We start from the raw sequence: 18317 nt of genomic DNA, 5'->3' as shown, positions 1-18317 counted from the left end.
ATTGCTCAGGCTCCCTTGCGGCGGCGTGCGATCAGCCATACCACGAGGCCGATCAGCAGAACCGCGAGGGTGATTGCCGGGATCGTGAACCTGGCCAGTGTCGCCAGCGGAGCCGTTGGGCCGCCTGCGCGAGTTTGGGCGACGTCGGCGGCGGTGACTTTCTCGGCCGCGTTGCCATAGTGCGAGAGCACATAGTTGCTGACGTCGGCGATCTGCTGGTCGGTCAAACGGTCAGTGAAGAATGCGTCTGGACCAAAGCCCGGCATGTCCACAGCCACACCGTCGACGGTGCGATGCACGCCGTAGACGATGGTCGCGATCAGGTTGTCCGCACGGCTGGTGGCCGTGTTGTTGAACAGCGACGGATATTCTTTGTTGCCCTGGCCGTTTGCCTGGTGGCAGTTGGCGCAAGTACCACTGAAAACATGCCAGCCCGGATTGTCTTCCGGCTTGCCGCCACGCAGGGTCAGCTCATCAGTCGAAGCCTGGCCAAATTCATGGCGTGCCTTGGTTTCGCCCGATTTGACTGGCCGGGTTTGCTGCAGATACGCAGCAATAGCCTTCAGGTCTGTATCCGGCAGATATTGCAGGCTGTGCTCGACCGCTTCAGCCATCGGACCTGCCGCTTGTGCTTTACCTTCCACGTGACCGGTGCGCAGGTAAGCGACGATTTCATCGCTCGACCAGGCGCCAATACCGCTGACTTTGTCGGAACTGATGTTGGGCGCATACCAAGGCCCCAGCGATCCGCCGCCCAGTGGTTTGCTGTTGTCAGCAGCCATCAGGAAGTTACGTGGCGTGTGGCAGGTATCGCAGTGGGCCAGAGCGTTGACCAGGTAATCACCGCGATTCACCTCTGCGGACTTGCTGGCGTCCGGCGTGAAACGAGTGGTGTCGTGGAACATCAGGTTCCAGCCAATCATCGATGCGCGAATGTTGAACGGGAATGCCAGTTCAGTTTTCGGCGACGGCGTTTCTACGGTAGGGACCTCGTGCATGAAGTAGTCGTAGAGCGCTGCGATATCGCTGTCGGTGATTTTCGAATACGAGGTGTACGGCATCGCTGGGTACAGGTGCGTGCCATCAGGCGTCACGCCGTCGCGCACCGCTCGAGCAAATTGCTCTTGGGTGTAGTTACCGATACCGGCGGTTTTCGACGGGGTGATGTTCGTCGAATAAATCACACCCATTGGCGAGTTGAGCGGGTAGCCGCCCGCGAATGGTTTGCCGCCAGGCGTGGTGTGACACGCAACGCAGTCCGACGCAATTGCCAGACGTTTGCCGGCCGACGCATTGGCCTCCAGCTCTTCGCCACTGGCGGAGCCCGCCAGGCAAAACATCAGCGTCAGCAGGCCCAGACAGGCACCCCTGATCCGCTGTCTTTCTCGAATAAAACAAGACATGTATTTGTCTACCTTAGGCAACTGCAGCCGTGGCTTTTCAGGTTCGGAGGCTAGTGGTGCGCTTGGTCGGAAACGACGCTCACGGAAGGCGTCAATTCAGCGCTAGCGACAAGTTGTCGCACAAAAACGAGGGGAATGTTTCACGATCCGTAACATCTTGCAACATCCAAAACAGGCAAAGTGCCATGCTATTTTTGAATCGTCGAAGGCTCTAGGTCGGGCATCTCGCCTGCAGGCCACGGCCTGTATGGGCTAGATGTACGACGACTGTATGACTTTGGAGGGGAGGGCTTTGGAACGTTTGTGCTGTTTTTTTGGAGATCGGTCGGAGTCTTACGTGAACAAGGATCAATTCTTCGATATCTGCTGAAATTCCCTGCATTGACTGGAGGCCTTGTAAGAATCGGCGGATATATTTATTGTGCATACAATAAATACATGCAAATTACCTTCGATTCAGCCAAGCGTGACAAGACATTGGCCGAGCGTGGCGTTGATTTTGCCGATGCGGTGCATGTATTTGCGGGGCACTATTTCACTGCCGAGGATGACCGGGTGGATAATGGAGAAGTGCGCTTTATTACTGTTGGCTTACTGCATGGGCAAATGCTCGTCATGATCTGGACACCGCGCGGCGCGGCTCGCCGTATCATTTCCATGAGGAAAGCCAATGAGCGAGAAAAAAACTTCTACCGGTATCAATTGGGTTGACCCGGATGATGCGCCAGAGCTGACAGACGCTTTTTTCGAGCGAGCTGATGAATATCAGGGTAGCCGCGTCATCAAACGTGGCAGACCAAAGTCTGACGCGGTGCGTGAGCGTATTACGATCCGACTTGCACCTGAGGTACTTGAGCAATTCAGAGCGTCAGGTCCGGGTTGGCAGACACGCATGAACGCAGCGCTTGCTGACTGGCTCAAGACACACACTCCTTCGGAGTTACAGGTTTGATTAGCGTTTCCCCTTGCAGGAGCGGAGCTTGCGGTTGCACATGGTTTTCGCCAATCCCAGAATCAACAAAGCCCGCGCAAGGCGGGCTCTGAAGCACTTCAGCGTTTACACCAAGGTGTTCTTCTTGATGCCGCCTTCCTGAATGATCATCGCCAGGTTTTCCCCTTGGCCCACCAGGCACTCGATGGATTCCAGCGGGTTGCCGTCGACCACCAGCAGGTCGGCGATAGCGCCTTCGGCGATGCAGCCCAATTGACCTTCGCGTTGCAGGATTTTGGCCGCGATGGTGGTGGCGCTGCGCAGGGCGGCGAGGTTGCCGAGTACTTCGGCGCGGATCTGCAGCTCATGGCTTTGGTACTGATGCATGTCGCCCAGCAGGTCTGAGCCATAACCCATTTCCACGCCCGCTTCTGCGAACAGCTTCAGTGCGTTACGACCGGCCATGCGCACGTCTTCAATCTTGGCCACGGAATCAGGCGGCAGACCGGCTTCGGCGCCATGTTTGGCGAGCATTTCGTAGGTGACTTGGGTCGGCACGGCGAACGCGCCTTTTTCAGCCATCAGTTTCGCCGTGTCGGCGTCGACCAGATTGCCGTGCTCAATAGTCCGCACGCCGCACTCAATGGCGCGACGAATCGCGCGGGCGGTATAAGCGTGGGCCATCACATAGGTATTGGCGGCTTCTGCTTCATCGACGATGGCGCGGATTTCCGCTTCGCTGTACTGCGTGTTGGCAATCGGGTCTGTCGGGGATGATACGCCGCCCGAGGCCATGATCTTGATCTGGTTGGCGCCTTGTTGCAGCTCTTCACGCACCGCCAGACGCACGTTGTCGACGCCATCCACGACGCGGGCGATAGCGCCAGCGCGGAAGCAGCACGAGCACGGCTCGCTCAGTAGCAGCTCGCCGCGAGCGCGCATGTCACCGTGACCACCGGTTTGCGACAGCGCTTTACCCGCTGCAAAAATACGCGGCCCCGGCACGAGACCCAGTGCTATAGAGCGAGCCAGCGCCCAGTCAGCACCGCCCGCGTCACGCACGGTGGTGAAACCGCGATTGAGCATCGCTTCAAGAATCGGCAGGGCTCGGTACATGATGATCGCGTTGGGTTGCAGCGCATTCATGCCCAGGTTGGCGTTGGAAGCCAGCACATGAACGTGGCAGTCGATCAGGCCGGGCATCAGCGTACGGCCGTTCAGGTCGATGACCTGGGCGTCGGCTTCGACAGCGTCATTTTGTGGGCGAACTGCGCTGATGCGCCCACCCTCGATCACAACTTCCAGACCGCCCAGCAGTTCGCCTTTGTTCAGGTCGAGCAACTGGCCGTTGCGCAGGATCAGGCGTGTCGTTTTTTCAGTACTCATTGCAAGGCTGCTCCCTTGAAGGTGGCATTGGCGGTGGTCTTGCGGTCGCGGTACAGAAACGCGCCGCAACCGCTGACCACGGCCGCGAACATGATGTAAAAGGCCGGCGCGACGTTGCTGCCGGTATTGGCGATCAGCCAGGTAATCGTGAACGTGGCGAAGCCACCGAAGATTGTGACCGCAAAGTTGTAGGCCACGGACAGGCCGGTGGACAGCACGTGAGTCGGCAGCAGTTCGCTGAACGCGGCCAGAATCGAGCCGATGTAACCAGCGATCAGTAGGCCCATCACCACTTCAAAAATCAGCAGCGAGGCCAGCCCTGGCATCTGGTTGATGAACAGGAACATCGGATACGCCGCAACGAAAATCGCCGCCGCCGAACCCAGCAGCCAAGGCCTGCGACCGGTTTTGTCAGCCAGCATGCCAACAATGGGCGTCGCCACGATCAACACCGCGCCGCCCATCATCCCGGCGCTGAAACCGATGCCACTTGGCAGCCCCAGAACGCGGGTGGAATAGGACGGGATGTAGAACAGAATCGCGTAGGTGCAGACCGTCCACAGCACAACCAGCGAGAAGCTGATCAGGGTTTCCCGTGGATAGGTGCGGAAGACTTCGCGCAGTGGCGATTCGGTGGTTTTTGACTCTTTGTAGACCGGCGTCTCGTCAATGCGGCTACGGATGTAGAAACCGACCGGACCGATCAGCGTGCCGATGATGAACGGGATCCGCCAGCCCCAGCTTTCCAGCTGCGCCTGAGTCAGGTAGTTCGAGAGGATAGCGCCCAGCGTGGAACCCAGCAGCACGGCGACGCCGATACTGGCCTGAATCCAGCTGGAGTAAAACGCTTTCTTGCCGTCTGGGGCGTGCTCGGTCAGGAAGGCCGTCGCGCTGCCCATTTCACCGCCCGCAGAGAAGCCTTGCAGTAGCCGTGCGAGCACAATCAACACCGGCGCAATCATGCCGATCTGTGCATAACTTGGGGTGATCGCAATGATCAGCGTACCCAGCGCCATCAACAGGATGGTCAGCGAAAGAGCTGCTTTACGCCCGTGCTTGTCCCCATAAACGCCCAGCACAATGCCGCCGACCGGACGCATGAAAAAGCCTACGCCGAAAGTCGCCAATGCCAGTAGATAAGAAGTGAGTTCGCTGTCGGTGGGGAAAAACACCTTGGCGATGATGACCGAGAAGAAGCTGTAGACCGTGAAGTCGAACCATTCAAGACCGTTGCCGATCACTGTCGCGATCACGGCTTTTCGTGCTTTCTGGTTGTGGGTTGGCGTGTTTTTTATAGCGTTCACGTTGAACTCCTGCATGCAAATTACGCAGGGAGTGGTCCCGCGCACGAGTGGGGCAGAGAAGCAATCGGGTGAAACATCGTCAGGGTCTTGTGCCCTTGTAGGCCCGAGAATAACTCGCGAAATTGAATGCGGGAAAACGCTCATTGGGAAGATATGCATGCGCTGGATGCATGCAAGAGGGCGTGGATCTGTAGGAGCTGTCAAGCACCGCGAGGCTGCGATATCGGTGCGTCCGACAAATCCCTATCGCAGCCTCGCGGTGCTCGGCAGCTCCTACAGAAAAACGTAATTCAGTCCCCGCTCTGAACCGTCAACCACTGCTCAAACGACCGGGCCGCACGACTCGGAAACTGCCCCGACGGATTGAGCAAATAATAACCACCGATCTCGCCCACATGGACATCACAAGCAGGCACTAATGCCCCGGACTTAACATGCCCATCAATCATCGGTTTCCAGCCCAGCACAATGCCGCGTCCGTCAATGGCAAGGTCCACCATCACCGGGTAGTTATTGACCGTCAGACGTTTGGAAATCGCCGAAGCATCGATACCCTGCCGTGCAAACCAGTCTGTCCAGGACAGCCACTGGCGCTGACCATCCTCAAGCATCAACAGGCGATGTTCGAACAGCGCTTGCGGCTTGAGCACCCGGCCTTGCAGATAGCCCGGCGCGCAATACGCCCCCACCGACTCCGCAAACAACAGCCGACTGTCCAGCCCCGGCGGCGACCCCGAGCGCAGGAAATACACCGCCAGATCAAACTCCGCACGCACCAGCGAATCCAGCCCGTCGACCACCCGCAGGCGCACGTCGACATTGGGAAACTCATCGGCATAACGCCCCACCAACGGCCCCAGCCATAACGCCGCGACACCGCTCGAACACGCCAGCGTCAGTTCCTGCTCGCCGCTGTGGGTCATGACCTGCGCCGTCGCTTCAGCACATTGGGCAAGCACCCGATGCACCTGCTCGGCATACACCTGCCCGGCCACCGTTAGGTGGATGCGCTTGTGCTCCCGCCGAAACAACGCCCGCCCCAGAAACTCCTCAAGCTGCTGCACCTGCCGACTGATCGCACTCTGCGTCAAATGCAGCTCAGTGGCAGCGCGAGTGAAACTGCCATGACGTACCGCCGCCTCGAAAGCGATCAGGGTTTGCAGTGGCGGCAGAGGTTCGATGCGCATGGGGGATCCGGACAGTCGTGAAGTCCCGCCATCAGAACAAAAAAGCGCGGAGGTTTCACCTCCAGATGGATTAGCCCCGTTGAACTTGTGTACGCGGGGTGGCGCTCCACCTGCCAGCGATAAACGATTGCGCGGTATGTCGTCTATCCGCGTCTCATGTATCGCGGGCAAGCCCGGCTCCCACAACGCTCGCCGCTGTCTCAGGGTTAACCTGTGGGAGCTGAGCTTGCTCGCGATTCAAGCGCCTCGGTCGACGAGACCTGCCACGAAATCGTTAGTCGCCAGCCCTGTGAATTCCTACCCGGTGACTCCAACAGGCGAAGCTGCAAATCAGCTGTACTCCTGCGGCAATTAGCCCCCTACTCGCGACTGTCTCAACCCGAACCGAACACGTCAGGCGCGAACCCGAGACCAGCAATTCAACTTCAACACCTATGGCGGTTACGTCCAGGCCGTCATCCAACCCTTCGAATCACTGAAAATCATCCCGGCGTATCGCGTGGATAAAATCGAGGGCGACTTTACCAACCGCATGACCGGTCTCGACTCCGACATCAACGACGGCCTGATCAAACAACCGAAAATCAGCGTCGTGTACTCACCCTGGAAACAGGCCAGCCTGTATGCCAACTGGGGGCGCACCTTCCAGGTCGGCACCGGCGCCGCCGCATACAAAGTGCCGCCTCGTGACCGACCGCTACTACGAATACGTCTGGTACGACCCGGACGACCCGGACGGCGCGCAAGGCTCGCTGCACTCGCCGGGGGATGGGCGTGCGGTGTATGCGGGGGTTACGTTTGATTTTTGATGGGGATATTGCTTGGAGGTAAGCGAGCTCGAAGTGTAGAAACAGAAAAGGCTCAGGTTTCACTGAGCCTTTTTTGTCGGTAACGTCTGGCGTCTAGCTTCGACTCAGTCGTTCAAACGATTCAACAGCTTCGCGATGAGTTCGCTCAAACTGAAGCGGCGTTACGGTGATGTGCCCGGCAAGCAGCTCGGCTGTTTCGCTGCCTGCTGCATCAAGCTCGGCATGTCTATCCAGCCTCAACTAATGGTACTCAAGGCCACGAGGATCATTCTCTGAGCGCACAGACACACCACTCAAACGTCCGGAACCTTGGCGGGTGATTTTCAACGGCAGTACGGCGCTCAATGGGCAGCCAGGGAAGTTGACGTTAAGACAGACATCCTTGGGCCAGTCCATGCCCATGAGTTGCGTGATGACATGCGGCGCATGGTTAAGCGCAATGTCCCAAGGCACGGCACTTCTATCGGTAAATGCCTGGCTCAATGCAATGGACGGAACGCCATGCAGCATTCCTGTCATTGCGGCCCCGACCGTACCCGAGAACACTGTTTCCACGCCCAGATTTGCGCCTCGATTGATTCCTGACAGAATCAGGTCCGGTTTATCGTGATTGAGCAAATGTCCTAGCGCTATCGCCACACAGTCCCCAGGCGTGCCGTTGACGGCAAAGCGTCTGGCGCCATGAAAGCTCAGGCGCAATGGGGCGTGCAAACTCAATGAGTGCGACGTGCCGCTCTGATCGAGCAATGGCGCCACTACCCAAACCTCATTCGCCAGCTGCGAAGCGACGCGCTCCAGAATTTTGAGCCCCGGAGCATCGATACCGTCATCATTGGTGATGAGTATTCTTTCGAATCTTGGGTGGCAGCTAGACATATTCGTCCTCTTTTTGGCATTTCTCTGGGCTGAGAGAAGGTAGCAACACTGCAAAGCTTTTTTAGCTATGATTGCATAGCTATTTGATTGTAGGTATTGGCTTATGGATATTTCGTTGTTTCGCGGACAGCTGACTCGTTTAAGCAAACGTCTACGTCAGGAAGCGCAAAACCACCCAGAAACCTGGTCCCAGATGTTGGTCCTCAGTGCAATCGATCACATGGACGGAATGGCAACGCCTTCAAAAATCGCAGACGTGGAAAACATGCGATCGTCGAACGTGGCTTCGTTGTTGCGAGACCTGGAAAACCGGGAGTTGATTACGCGCGAGCAAGACACGGATGATCGCCGCCGTACCTGGATCGGGTTATCCGAAAAGGGAAGGTTGGTATTGCAGGAAAGCCGGGATCGCCGTGACGAATGGCTCTGCAACGCGGCGCAGGCCTGTCTTTCGATTGAAGAGCAAAAACAGCTACAAGCTGCAGGCGCGCTGATGGAGAAACTAAGCGCTTATAAAAGCTGACTGAAAGGAAATGGCCCGCAGTCAAAGGTATACACGGCAGGGAAGTCATCGGGGCGTAGGGACGAACCACGAGAAACGACACAGCCCGCACAGTTGCGCACAAGGCTAAAAGAACCCGGAAACTTCACACTCCCGCATCTACGCGGCCTGTGACGTATGATAGGGGACGCTTCTGCACGGATCTCATCATGATTACCCAGCTTCATCCCTCCACAACCCGCTCTTGGGCATTCTGGTGTAAACCGGCGTTGTTCCTGTTGGTCGCCGTAATCGGCCTGTACTACGTCAAATGGTCACCTTATTACCTCAAGTCATTCGTCGCTGCCGACACGCATAGCATTGGCGGCTCGATCCTCAACGATCATTCGGCGTCGCCCTGGCTTGCTGCACTGAGTTACGCCCAGGTGTATTTCCTGGCTATCTGGAAGGCCGCCGTGCTGGCGATCATCCTTGGCTCATTGGTACAGGTACTTATCCCCCGCGACTGGTTGCTGCGAGCGTTCGGAAAAGCCGGCTTCGGTTCTACGCTGCGGGGAGGACTGTTCGCCCTGCCGGGCATGATGTGTAGCTGCTGCGCGGCCCCCGTTGCGGCGGGGCTACGGCGGCAGAATGTATCGGAAGGTGCGGCGTTGGCGTTCTGGATCGCAAACCCGGTACTCAACCCCGCCACATTGATATTCATGGGCTTCGTACTCGGTTGGCAGTTCACTGGCCTGCGCCTGGTGGCTGGCGTAGCACTTGTGCTGGGTGCGGCATTACTCGGCCAGCGCATGTCGCGACCAGAAGCGCTGCCGCAAGCAGCCGTGGATGCCGTTGAAGTGGCCACCACTGCAGATACCCGCAGCCTCCCGGTGCAGTGGTTACGCACCATGTGGCAGTTGTTCTGGACCACCATCCCGATCTACGTGCTGGCGGTGCTGATTCTCGGAGCGGCAAGGGTATGGCTCTTCCCTCACGTCGACGGAGCAATGGCCAATAGCTGGCTATGGCTGGTGCCACTCGCTGTCGTGGGCACCTTGTTTGTGATTCCTACCGCGGCAGAAATCCCTATTGTGCAGGCCCTGATGGGTCTGGGCTTGGGTACAGCCCCCGCCGTCGCGCTATTGATGACGCTGCCAAGCGTCAGCCTGCCGTCGCTATTAATGCTGCGTAAATCTTTTGATCGTCGGGTGCTGGTGGCCGTCGCGTTGCTGACCATGCTGGTGGGCATTGTCAGCGGCGTCATCGGCACGCTGATTTTCTAGAAAAGGCGCAGGCGCCGCTGGGCTCACCCCTTGCGGCGTTGCCGTAAATAGTCGATGACTGCGGCTTGGTCACCGGCAAACTCAATACGCTTGGACTTGCTGTCGCGCTGGTAAGCGTACATAGGGTCGTAGTATTCGTTGAGTAACTGCTCGATCCATTGCCGATGCGCGTCCACTTGCCCGGTGGTCTGCTGCGTCTGCAGAGCGCCATCCATAATTGCTGCCAGGCGCTGATAGCGCTCGCCCCCCAAGCGCTTGAGATTGCTCGCCAGACTCTGGCGCAGGCGCTCAGCAAACGCATTGAATCCTTCGTCCTGTCCATACGCGGCGACGAAATCTGCGCACAGGTCGATCACGTAATCCTTGAGAATCCGCTCCACCCGACTCTCAACGCTATCTTGTAGCCACACCAAAGGCGCGGATTGCATCTGTCGAAACAGCGACAGCGGCACCGCGCGGCTGCCGACGGTGCGACCTTCGTCCTCGAGTATCAGATGATCAGCACCGTGATGGCGCTTCTTCAGGATGTCCACGGCCAGAGCGTTTTCAAAGTCGATCTGCCCAGGCTGGCCACTGACACGTTTGCCGAAGCTGGAGCCCCGATGGTTAGCGTGGCCTTCGAGGTCGAGGCCGTTGCTCAACGCCGCCAGCACTTCAGTCTTGCCGGACCCGGTCAAGCCACCCACTACCACCAGTTCACACTCCTGAACGGCGTATTCGATGGTTTCGATAAGGAAAGTACGCATCGCCTTGTAACCGCCCAGCACTCGCGGGTAAGAGATACCGGCAATGTCCTTCAGCCACTGCTGGGTGATCTGCGACCGCAGGCCCCCGCGAAAGCAATACAGATAGCCTTCGGGTTGATTCCGAACGAACTGAGCCCAGCCCTCAATGCGGGCCTGCTGGGTATCGCCAGACACCAGCCGATGCCCTAACTCGATGGCGGCTTGCTGCCCGTGTTGTTTATAGGCCGTGCCTACGGCCTCGCGCTCGGCATCATTCATCAGTGGCAAGTTAATGGACTGACCAAAGGCACCCTTCGTGAATTCCACGGGCGCGCGGACGTCCATCAGCGGGATATCGTTTAGAAAGATATGGCGCAAATCGTCGCTGTTGTCGCGCATCAGAACACCTCGACGGCGTTGGCCTGGCGCTCGATGAGTGTGCCAATCGGGTGCAAGCTCAGGCCCGCGTCGGCGGCGGTCTGCAGAAATTGCACCTGGCCCTCAGGCGTTACCGCGACCAGCAGGCCGCCACTTGTTTGCGGGTCGCATAGCAGATGTTTTTGCCAGTCGGTCAATTGGCCGATGCGGCCCCCGTAACTGTCAAAGTTGCGCAGCGTGCCGCCCGGTATGCACCCTCGCTCAAGGTAATAATCAACACTGGCCAGGCGCGGCACGGCGTTGGCCTCGATACGTGCGGTCAGTTGGCTGCCGTCAGCCATTTCCACCAAGTGACCTAGCAGGCCGAAACCCGTGACGTCAGTCATCGCCGTGACCCCGGCGAGCTTACCGAAACGGCTGCCGACGGTATTGAGCGTGCACATCTGGTCGCGTGCCACACCAATGTCAGCGTCGCGCAGCAGGCCTTGTTTCTCGGCGGTGGTGAGTACACCGATCCCCAATGGTTTGGTCAGATAAAGCGTACAGCCCACGGTGGCGGTGTCGTTGCGTTTCATGAAGCGTTTTTCGACCAAGCCCGTGACCGCCAGGCCAAAGATCGGCTCTGGCGCGTCAATGGAGTGTCCGCCGGCCAGCGGGATGCCCGCAGCATCACAAACCGCACGGCCGCCGCGAATCACCTCGCGAGCGATTTCCGGAGCAAGCACGTTGACCGGCCAGCCCAGAATGGCGATCGCCATGATCGGATCGCCACCCATGGCATAGATATCGCTGATCGCGTTGGTAGCGGCAATGCGCCCGAAATCGTAGGGGTCGTCGACAATAGGCATGAAGAAATCGGTCGTTGAAACCACTCCGCGTTCTTCATCAATGGCATAGACCGCCGCGTCGTCCCGCGAAGCATTACCCACCCAAAGTTTTGGATCGAGATTTTGTGCGCCGCTGCCAGCGAGGATCACCTCCAGCACCTGGGGCGAGATCTTGCAACCGCAGCCGGCGCCGTGGCTGTATTGGGTCAAACGGACCGTTGCGCTCATGGGATGCGACTCTGCGTGTAAAGGGTTGGCATTCTAACAGAGGGGACGCGCGGCTTGATGAAGGTGGGGATTGTGGGGCGGGGTTTCAGTCCACAGTGCTTGTCGATATGGCTAGGTTCTCAGCGAAGTACTCTCCGACCAAAAACAACAAAGCCCTTACAAGGCGGGCTTTGGGTAATATGAGGCCATCAATCTAGCTCTGAAATCAAATATGGTGCACCAGACGGGATTTCGAACCCATGAACTGCGGGGCGACTATTTTCAGGGGGGGCTTCAAGCCAGGTTGCAGAGGCAGTGTCACACCAAGTGGAGCTGGTTAATGTCTCTTAATCCGGCCTGTTTTGCCCATTAAAATGCAACACGTCACCCTGTGATCTGAACTGCTTATTATCTGCTCACATATCCGTCACTCGCCGTGCTCGAAGCAGTCTCCCTGATCCATATCTTCATCGTCACTGGTCCCTTGGTAACGTTCATTGTTCGGGTTGAGCTGGTCTGAGTGATTATCCATGCTCGATTGGTAAGCATCGTTGTTTGGGTTCAGGCTGTCGCTACGGTCATCATTCGATGTTCTGCCCATCGTCCGCTCCTCAATGTCGTGCTGTTTGTGGCACCTATTGGGGTGGTGCTCACTCTGACTGACGCCAGCGGAAGCATAGATCATTTGACCTTTTGCTGCGCCAGCCGACAACGCATCATCCAGAATCGCCTTCGCCATATCGCTCAAATAATGAACAGCCCAGACACTCTTCTCGCCCGCATTATCCATCGCGGCGCCGAGGCTCAATTCATGGATACACGCCAATAGGCTGGAAGCGTGTTCCAGTGCGGATTCGATAGGTATGTCGGGATTGATGCGAAACAGCGGCTGACGGGCTGGGCCGCAGGTGGAGAAGGTGGTGGTGCCGAGGGTTTTGATTGAGGTATGCGGTTGCTTCATTGACTGCTCCTGGAGTTGGAAGCTGCCACCGTTTGCGGCCAAGCAAATCAGGGTGGCAACTGTACGCGGGTTGGCCGACCGGAACTCCAGGCACCCGGCACACCCGAAGGTGTCCCACGCACAGCTGCCATAACTCGACATCGCAGACGGAATACATCCCCGAGATCGAATGGTGAGCGCTTGTGCGCCTGGAGTTTAGTCGAGCGGCCAAGCCCGGTCGTTACGTTTGCAGCGACGGCGTGGACTCTAGGGTTGTGGAGTGGGGGCGACAAGGATGTGAAGCGGACGGAGGATGTAGGGGGATTCCGCAAATCCCGCCACCAAAAACAACAAAGCCCGCACAAGGCGGGCTTTGGGTAATTTCAGATCTGCTAATCCAGCTCTGAAATCAAATATGGTGCACCAGACGGGATTCGAACCCATGACCCCTGCCTTCGGAGGGCAGTACTCTATCCAGCTGAGCTACTGGTGCAATGCGGGCGCCATGATACTCATCTGGTTGGCGGGCGTCCATGCTGGTGAGTGCTGTTGTTGATTTTGCACGTTTCAGGGTATTTGGTTAACGCTGATCAGAAAATCCGGCGGATGTTGGCAATTGCGTTCTTTTTTTCGAACGGCCTATTGTCCTTTGCCCTAGCAGTGCCTAGGATTCGTTTGAGATTTCAAACGCTCTTGCCCGGTTTTCCTGCATTTTTGACCTTTCGTGGCGGGGGCCGGCAGATGATTTCCTGATGGCAGCCTTGTTCGAGGCGCCTTTTGTACGATCAAAAACCTGCTCCGCCGGTGTGCGGTGCATTTTCGGTATATCAAAGCGGAGGCCGACATGCAGCTCAAAGATTCCAAGTTGTTCCGCCAGCAAGCCTATATCAATGGCACCTGGCTGGATGCGGACAATGGCCAGACCATCAAGGTTAACAACCCTGCAACAGATGAAACTCTGGGCACCGTGCCGAAGATGGGCGCTGCTGAAACCCGTCGTGCGATTGAAGCTGCTGACAAGGCGTTGCCAGCCTGGCGTGCGCTGACCGCCAAGGATCGTGGCAACAAGCTGCGTCGCTGGTTTGAGCTGATGATCGAAAATCAGGACGACCTGGCTCGCCTGATGACCCTGGAGCAAGGTAAGCCGCTGGCCGAGGCCAAAGGTGAGATCGGTTATGCCGCTTCCTTTATTGAGTGGTTCGCTGAAGAAGCCAAGCGCGTGTATGGCGATGTGATTCCGGGCCATCAGCCGGACAAGCGCCTGATCGTGCTCAAGCAGCCGATTGGTGTGACCGCTGCGATTACGCCGTGGAACTTCCCGGCTGCAATGATCACCCGTAAAGCAGGCCCGGCGCTGGCTGCCGGTTGCACCATGGTGCTCAAGCCTGCTTCGCAAACCCCGTATTCCGCACTGGCGCTGGCTGAACTGGCTGAGCGTGCAGGCATTCCGGCGGGCGTGTTCAGCGTTGTAACTGGCAGTGCTGGCGATATCGGCAGCGAGCTGACCGGCAACCCGATCGTGCGCAAGCTGTCTTTCACCGGCTCGACCGAGATTGGTCGCCAGTTGATGGCTGAATGCTCCAAGGACATCAAGAAGGTCTCGCTGGAACTGGGCGGCAACGCGCCGTTCATTGTGTTCGACGACGCGGACCTGGATAAGGCCGTCGAGGGCGCGATCATTTCCAAGTACCGCAACAACGGTCAGACCTGCGTGTGTGCCAACCGGATCTACGTGCAGGACGCGGTTTACGATACGTTCGCTGAAAAGCTCAAGGTCGCAGTGGCCAAGCTGAAGATCGGTAACGGTCTGGAAGAGGGCACCACCACTGGCCCGTTGATCGACGGCAAAGCTGTGGCCAAGGTTAAAGAGCACATTGCTGATGCCGTGAGCAAAGGCGCGAAAGTCTTGTTCGGTGGCAACAGCATCGAAGGCAATTTCTTCGAGCCGACTATTCTGGTCAACGTGTCCAAAGATGCAGCTGTAGCCAAAGAAGAGACTTTCGGCCCGCTGGCTCCGCTGTTCCGCTTCAAAGACGAAGCTGAAGTGATCGCCATGGCCAACGACACTGAGTTTGGTCTGGCGTCGTACTTCTACGCTCAGAACATGAGCCGCGTGTTCCGCGTGGCTGAAGCGCTGGAGTACGGCATGGTGGGTATCAACACCGGGCTGATCTCCAACGAAGTCGCGCCGTTTGGCGGTATCAAGGCCTCGGGTCTTGGCCGTGAAGGCTCGAAGTACGGCATCGAAGATTATCTGGAAATCAAATACCTCTGCCTGTCGGTCTAACGCAGGGGTTTGCAGCCGCCGGGGCGCGAGAGCGACGTCTCGGCGGTTTTTAGTGGCACTCAAAACCTTTTTGGTGGCTGGAGGCCGTGACAGTCGATCATCGAATGCTGTCACGTGTTGATCCACCGCTTGATCCTTGAACCACGCCGACCGATGAGCGGCGAATGAGGAAACATGTCCCAGACAAACGCAGAATTGATGCAACGCCGCGAAGCCGCTGTTCCACGCGGTGTTGGCCAGATTCACCCGATCTTCGCCGAATCGGCAAAGAACGCCACCGTTACTGACGTTGAAGGTCGTGAGTTCATCGACTTCGCGGGCGGTATCGCGGTACTGAACACCGGTCACCTGCACCCGAAAATCATTGCCGCCGTGCAAGAGCAACTGACCAAGCTGACTCACACCTGCTTCCAGGTATTGGCCTACGAGCCCTACGTTGAGCTTTGCGAGAAAATCAACGCCAAGGTGCCAGGTGATTTCGCCAAGAAAACCCTGCTGGTCACTACCGGTTCCGAAGCGGTAGAGAACGCTGTGAAGATTGCGCGCGCTGCCACTGGCCGTGCTGGCGTGATCGCGTTCACTGGCGCTTACCACGGTCGCACCATGATGACCCTGGGCCTGACCGGTAAAGTCGTGCCTTACTCGGCAGGCATGGGCCTGATGCCGGGCGGTATCTTCCGCGCACTGTATCCGTGTGAACTGCATGGCATCAGCGTTGATGATTCCATCGCCAGCATCGAGCGCATCTTCAAGAACGACGCCGAACCTAAAGACATCGCGGCAATCATCATCGAGCCGGTTCAGGGCGAAGGTGGTTTCTACGTTGCGCCGAAGGCGTTCATGGCTCGTCTGCGCGAGCTGTGTGATAAGCACGGCATCCTGTTGATCGCTGACGAAGTGCAGACCGGCGCGGGTCGTACCGGTACGTTCTTCGCCATGGAACAGATGGGCGTTACGGCTGACCTGACTACGTTTGCTAAATCCATCGCTGGCGGTTTCCCGTTGGCCGGTGTGTGCGGTAAAGCTGAATATATGGATGCCATTGCCCCAGGCGGTCTGGGCGGCACGTATGCCGGTAGCCCGGTAGCGTGTGCTGCAGCGCTGGCGGTGTTGCAGGTCTTTGAAGAAGAGCACCTGCTGGATCGCTGCAAAGCGGTTGGCGAGCGTCTGGTAACTGGCCTCAAGGCTATTCAGGCCAAGTACCCGGTGATCGGTGAAGTCCGTGCGCTGGGCGCGATGATCGCGGTAGAGCTGTTCGAAAACGGCGATACCCACAAGCCAAACGCTGCTGCTGTTGCGCAGGTGGTGGCCAAGGCTCGCGACAAGGGTCTGATCCTGCTGTCGTGCGGTACTTACGGCAATGTGCTGCGAGTTCTGGTGCCGTTGACCTCGCCTGACGAGCAACTGGATAAAGGTCTGGCAATCATCGAAGAATGTTTCGCTGAGCTGGCGTGAAAATGCCAGGGTCGCAATTGATTAAAATGTGACCAAACAGACAAAAAAGACCCGCTTCGGCGGGTTTTTTTGCGTCTAAAAGGGGTAAATGAGGCTTTTTGTCTATATCCCGTCGTTTGCTTTGGCTAAGGTGGGTGCATTGGTGGAAGAGGATCGTAGTTCTTCGTATTGGTGTTTCTGACTTCGCGCTGTCGTGAAGCAAGCACATGACCTGTAGGAGTGAGCTTGCTCGCGATTCGATCTCTTGGTCGACTAATTTGTCGCCTGGACTGGCGCTATCGCGAGCAATGTGGATCGCCACCCCGGTCACTTCTACAGGGAATGCATTCCAGTTCAACGGATGCAGTAAGGTTGGTTCATACAGATACATTTCAGTTCATTGGTTATGAGTTGTTCGACGAGAGAGTTCTGATGACAGCTGTAGATACACCCGCAGGACCTCGGGTTTTGATTGCTGAATCCGATCCATGGATTCGTGAAACGCTCAGTGAACTGATTCTGGCTGTGCGTGACGATGTTGCGCTCGAGATTTGCAGCGATGGCAAGCAGGTCGTTGAGTTCTTGAAGAAGCACATTCCTGATCTGATCATCGCCGCCAGAGAGTTGCCCGTTGTCGACGGTCTGAGTTTGCTGCGCGGTGTGCGCGCATTGCGCCGCCAGCCTCAGGTGCCTTTTATCCTGATCAGCAATCGAGGTGACACCGCCAGTGTCCGCGAGGCTGTCCCGCTGGCGCCGACCGCTTACCTGACCAAACCGCTGGACACCGAAAAGCTGCGCCAGCGTCTTGAAGGCGTGTTGTTGGCCTGTCCGGTGCCGGGCGCAGTGCCAGCGCTTGCGCCGGGTCAGACGCTGAGCAAGTACCTTGAAAAACACCGTGACACTGCCGACGGTGCGCCGTTGTTCGTGGACGTTGCCACTGCGCTCAAACTCAGTCAGGTAGGGGGCGGCGTTGATGCGACGTTGCTTGAACAAGAGCTACGCGCAGACCCGCATATCACGGCGGTGTTGATTGCTGCGGCCAATACGGCGGCCAAACATCTGGTCAAACCGGTGCAGACCCTGGGCGCGGCGCTGGCGCTTTTGGGCGCTCCGCAGAGTGCCAGTATTGTTTCCGGTTTGACCAAGAAGCGCGTGTCCATCCTCAGCAGCAGTGCGCTACAGACAAAGGCCAGCGAGTTCTGGGAGATGTCGCAACGCACGGCCGAATATGCACGGGTGTTGGCGGGCATGCTTGATGTGGATCCGGAGCGTTGCTTTTGCGCGGGTCTGCTGCTGTCCTTGGGTGATCTTGCCGTGCTGGGCAGTTTGCAGGAGTGGTTGCTGGCCGGTGGCAAGCTGGATGACGAGCAGATAGGCAAGGCGCTGGAGCAGTATTCCGCCGCTTACGGCTCAGCATTGCGCGTGCGCTGGCGTCTGCCGCTTGAACTGCGTGAGTTGACGTCATCGGTTTACCAGTACAACACCGGGGTTTATACCCGCGAAGTGTTGGTCATGAACCTGGCCGGACACATGGCGCGTCTGGGTGATGAAGACAGCGTTACGACGCTGCTCAAAACCAAACCTGCCAGATTGTTGAAGTTGACGGTCGCGGACTTGCAGCGGTTGCGCAAGAAGCTGACGGGTGTGACGGACCCAAGTCTGCTGGCGCCACCGGTAGCATTGTCGGTTGAAACGCTGCCCGAAGCGGAGGCGGACGAAGGCCCGGATTTACTGGACGGTGCGCCGGAGGTGGAGCCTGAAGCAAACACCGACCTGTAGGAGTGCACGAGCACCGCGAGGCCGCGATAGCGGTTTACCAGTCAGGGCGCGTGATCGTTCATCGCGAGCAAGCTCGG

14 protein-coding genes, 1 tRNA gene and 2 pseudogenes are annotated in these 18317 nt (G+C 57.7%); 8 read left to right on the top strand and 9 right to left on the bottom strand.

What is annotated here, in order from left to right; genetic code table 11:
- Nucleotides 1-5: 5 nt before the first annotated feature.
- The gene (locus AUC61_RS03685; RefSeq protein WP_422765019.1) at nt 6-1340 is read right to left on the bottom strand and encodes a cytochrome c; all 1335 of its coding nucleotides are present in this window, start codon (nt 1338-1340) and stop codon (nt 6-8) included.
- 501 nt (nt 1341-1841) lie between these two features.
- Between AUC61_RS03685 and AUC61_RS03680 the strand changes: the two genes are divergently transcribed.
- Both AUC61_RS03680 and AUC61_RS03675 read left to right on the top strand, forming a co-directional pair.
- Nucleotides 1842-2114: a BrnT family toxin gene (locus AUC61_RS03680; RefSeq protein ID WP_243244500.1), complete on the top strand. Its 273-nt coding sequence runs from the start codon at nt 1842-1844 to the stop codon at nt 2112-2114.
- A complete protein-coding gene (locus tag AUC61_RS03675; protein WP_087271719.1) occupies nt 2074-2355 on the top strand; it encodes a BrnA antitoxin family protein in 282 nt (93 codons plus the stop codon). Before AUC61_RS03680 ends, AUC61_RS03675 begins: the two co-directional genes overlap by 41 nt.
- 105 nt (nt 2356-2460) lie before the next feature.
- On the opposite strand, the gene AUC61_RS03670 is transcribed toward AUC61_RS03675, so the two are convergent.
- The 3 genes from AUC61_RS03670 to AUC61_RS03660 form a co-directional block, all read right to left on the bottom strand.
- Nucleotides 2461-3720, bottom strand: a complete 1260-nt coding sequence (locus AUC61_RS03670) for a metal-dependent hydrolase family protein (RefSeq protein ID WP_243244499.1) — start codon at nt 3718-3720, stop codon at nt 2461-2463.
- Nucleotides 3717-5024: an MFS transporter gene (locus tag AUC61_RS03665; RefSeq protein ID WP_371856675.1), complete on the bottom strand. Its 1308-nt coding sequence runs from the start codon at nt 5022-5024 to the stop codon at nt 3717-3719. Before AUC61_RS03665 ends, AUC61_RS03670 begins: the two co-directional genes overlap by 4 nt.
- Before the next feature lie 290 nt (nt 5025-5314).
- On the bottom strand, nt 5315-6211 hold the full coding sequence (locus AUC61_RS03660; protein ID WP_243244498.1) for a LysR substrate-binding domain-containing protein: 897 nt from the start codon (nt 6209-6211) through the stop codon (nt 5315-5317).
- Between the two features lie 382 nt (nt 6212-6593).
- On the opposite strand from AUC61_RS03660, the pseudogene AUC61_RS03655 reads away from it, so the two are divergent.
- Nucleotides 6594-6911, top strand: a pseudogene (locus AUC61_RS03655) (TonB-dependent receptor domain-containing protein); the annotation flags it as partial.
- A 202-nt stretch (nt 6912-7113) separates the two neighbouring features.
- Here the strand turns inward: AUC61_RS03655 and surE are convergent.
- A pseudogene (gene surE / locus AUC61_RS03650) lies at nt 7114-7896 on the bottom strand (5'/3'-nucleotidase SurE).
- A gap of 103 nt (nt 7897-7999) precedes the next feature.
- On the opposite strand from surE, the gene AUC61_RS03645 reads away from it, so the two are divergent.
- Together AUC61_RS03645 and AUC61_RS03640 are read left to right on the top strand one after the other, a co-directional pair.
- Nucleotides 8000-8419, top strand: a complete 420-nt coding sequence (locus AUC61_RS03645; protein WP_243244497.1) for a MarR family winged helix-turn-helix transcriptional regulator — start codon at nt 8000-8002, stop codon at nt 8417-8419.
- Nucleotides 8420-8607: 188 nt separating this feature from the next.
- Entirely contained in the window at nt 8608-9663 is a 1056-nt protein-coding gene (locus AUC61_RS03640; RefSeq protein ID WP_243244496.1) for a permease, read from the top strand.
- A 23-nt stretch (nt 9664-9686) separates the two neighbouring features.
- Here the strand turns inward: AUC61_RS03640 and mnmH are convergent, their stop codons facing one another.
- The 4 genes from mnmH to AUC61_RS03620 form a co-directional block, all read right to left on the bottom strand.
- Nucleotides 9687-10787 carry a tRNA 2-selenouridine(34) synthase MnmH gene (mnmH, locus tag AUC61_RS03635; RefSeq protein WP_243244495.1) on the bottom strand — a complete coding sequence of 367 codons (1101 nt, stop codon included), beginning with the start codon at nt 10785-10787 and terminating at the stop codon, nt 9687-9689.
- Nucleotides 10787-11821, bottom strand: a complete 1035-nt coding sequence (selD, locus tag AUC61_RS03630; protein ID WP_243244494.1) for a selenide, water dikinase SelD — start codon at nt 11819-11821, stop codon at nt 10787-10789. The genes mnmH and selD overlap by 1 nt, the downstream gene beginning before the upstream one ends.
- Nucleotides 11822-12227: 406 nt before the next feature.
- The gene (locus tag AUC61_RS26480) at nt 12228-12761 is read right to left on the bottom strand and encodes a DUF3077 domain-containing protein (RefSeq protein WP_340163283.1); all 534 of its coding nucleotides are present in this window, start codon (nt 12759-12761) and stop codon (nt 12228-12230) included.
- Nucleotides 12762-13156: 395 nt separating this feature from the next.
- A tRNA-Arg gene (locus tag AUC61_RS03620) sits at nt 13157-13233 on the bottom strand.
- Nucleotides 13234-13584: 351 nt separating this feature from the next.
- On the opposite strand from AUC61_RS03620, the gene gabD reads away from it, so the two are divergent.
- The 3 genes from gabD (at nt 13585) to AUC61_RS03605 (ending at nt 18240) form a co-directional block, all read left to right on the top strand.
- Complete coding sequence (gene gabD, locus AUC61_RS03615; RefSeq protein ID WP_243244492.1) at nt 13585-15027, top strand: NADP-dependent succinate-semialdehyde dehydrogenase; 1443 nt, start codon at nt 13585-13587, stop codon at nt 15025-15027.
- A 174-nt stretch (nt 15028-15201) separates the two neighbouring features.
- Nucleotides 15202-16482 (top strand): 4-aminobutyrate--2-oxoglutarate transaminase, encoded by a 1281-nt coding sequence (gabT, locus tag AUC61_RS03610; protein WP_027901286.1) that lies wholly within the window; start codon nt 15202-15204, stop codon nt 16480-16482.
- Nucleotides 16483-16893: 411 nt separating this feature from the next.
- Nucleotides 16894-18240: an HDOD domain-containing protein gene (locus tag AUC61_RS03605; RefSeq protein WP_243244491.1), complete on the top strand. Its 1347-nt coding sequence runs from the start codon at nt 16894-16896 to the stop codon at nt 18238-18240.
- The last annotated feature ends 77 nt before the right edge of the window (nt 18241-18317 follow it).

The sequence above is a fragment of the Pseudomonas maioricensis genome, from assembly GCF_022790535.1.
Taxonomy (GTDB): Bacteria; Pseudomonadota; Gammaproteobacteria; order Pseudomonadales; family Pseudomonadaceae; genus Aquipseudomonas; species Aquipseudomonas maioricensis.
Note: the sequence above shows the minus strand (reverse complement) of the source record. Positions and strands in the feature narration are given on the sequence as shown.

What these genes read in the sequence shown, in the direction of transcription:
- AUC61_RS03685 (WP_422765019.1), bottom strand. Translation starts at nt 1,340, where the DNA reads ATGTTTTGCCTGGCGGGCTCCGCCAGTGGCGAAGAGCTGGAGGCCAAT.
- AUC61_RS03680 (WP_243244500.1), top strand. Translation starts at nt 1,842, where the DNA reads ATGCAAATTACCTTCGATTCAGCCAAGCGTGACAAGACATTGGCCGAG.
- AUC61_RS03675 (WP_087271719.1), top strand. Translation starts at nt 2,074, where the DNA reads ATGAGCGAGAAAAAAACTTCTACCGGTATCAATTGGGTTGACCCGGAT.
- AUC61_RS03670 (WP_243244499.1), bottom strand. Translation starts at nt 3,720, where the DNA reads ATGAGTACTGAAAAAACGACACGCCTGATCCTGCGCAACGGCCAGTTG.
- AUC61_RS03660 (WP_243244498.1), bottom strand. Translation starts at nt 6,211, where the DNA reads ATGCGCATCGAACCTCTGCCGCCACTGCAAACCCTGATCGCTTTCGAG.
- AUC61_RS03645 (WP_243244497.1), top strand. Translation starts at nt 8,000, where the DNA reads ATGGATATTTCGTTGTTTCGCGGACAGCTGACTCGTTTAAGCAAACGT.
- AUC61_RS03640 (WP_243244496.1), top strand. Translation starts at nt 8,608, where the DNA reads ATGATTACCCAGCTTCATCCCTCCACAACCCGCTCTTGGGCATTCTGG.
- mnmH (WP_243244495.1), bottom strand. Translation starts at nt 10,787, where the DNA reads ATGCGCGACAACAGCGACGATTTGCGCCATATCTTTCTAAACGATATC.
- selD (WP_243244494.1), bottom strand. Translation starts at nt 11,821, where the DNA reads ATGAGCGCAACGGTCCGTTTGACCCAATACAGCCACGGCGCCGGCTGC.
- AUC61_RS26480 (WP_340163283.1), bottom strand. Translation starts at nt 12,761, where the DNA reads ATGAAGCAACCGCATACCTCAATCAAAACCCTCGGCACCACCACCTTC.
- gabD (WP_243244492.1), top strand. Translation starts at nt 13,585, where the DNA reads ATGCAGCTCAAAGATTCCAAGTTGTTCCGCCAGCAAGCCTATATCAAT.
- gabT (WP_027901286.1), top strand. Translation starts at nt 15,202, where the DNA reads ATGTCCCAGACAAACGCAGAATTGATGCAACGCCGCGAAGCCGCTGTT.
- AUC61_RS03605 (WP_243244491.1), top strand. Translation starts at nt 16,894, where the DNA reads ATGACAGCTGTAGATACACCCGCAGGACCTCGGGTTTTGATTGCTGAA.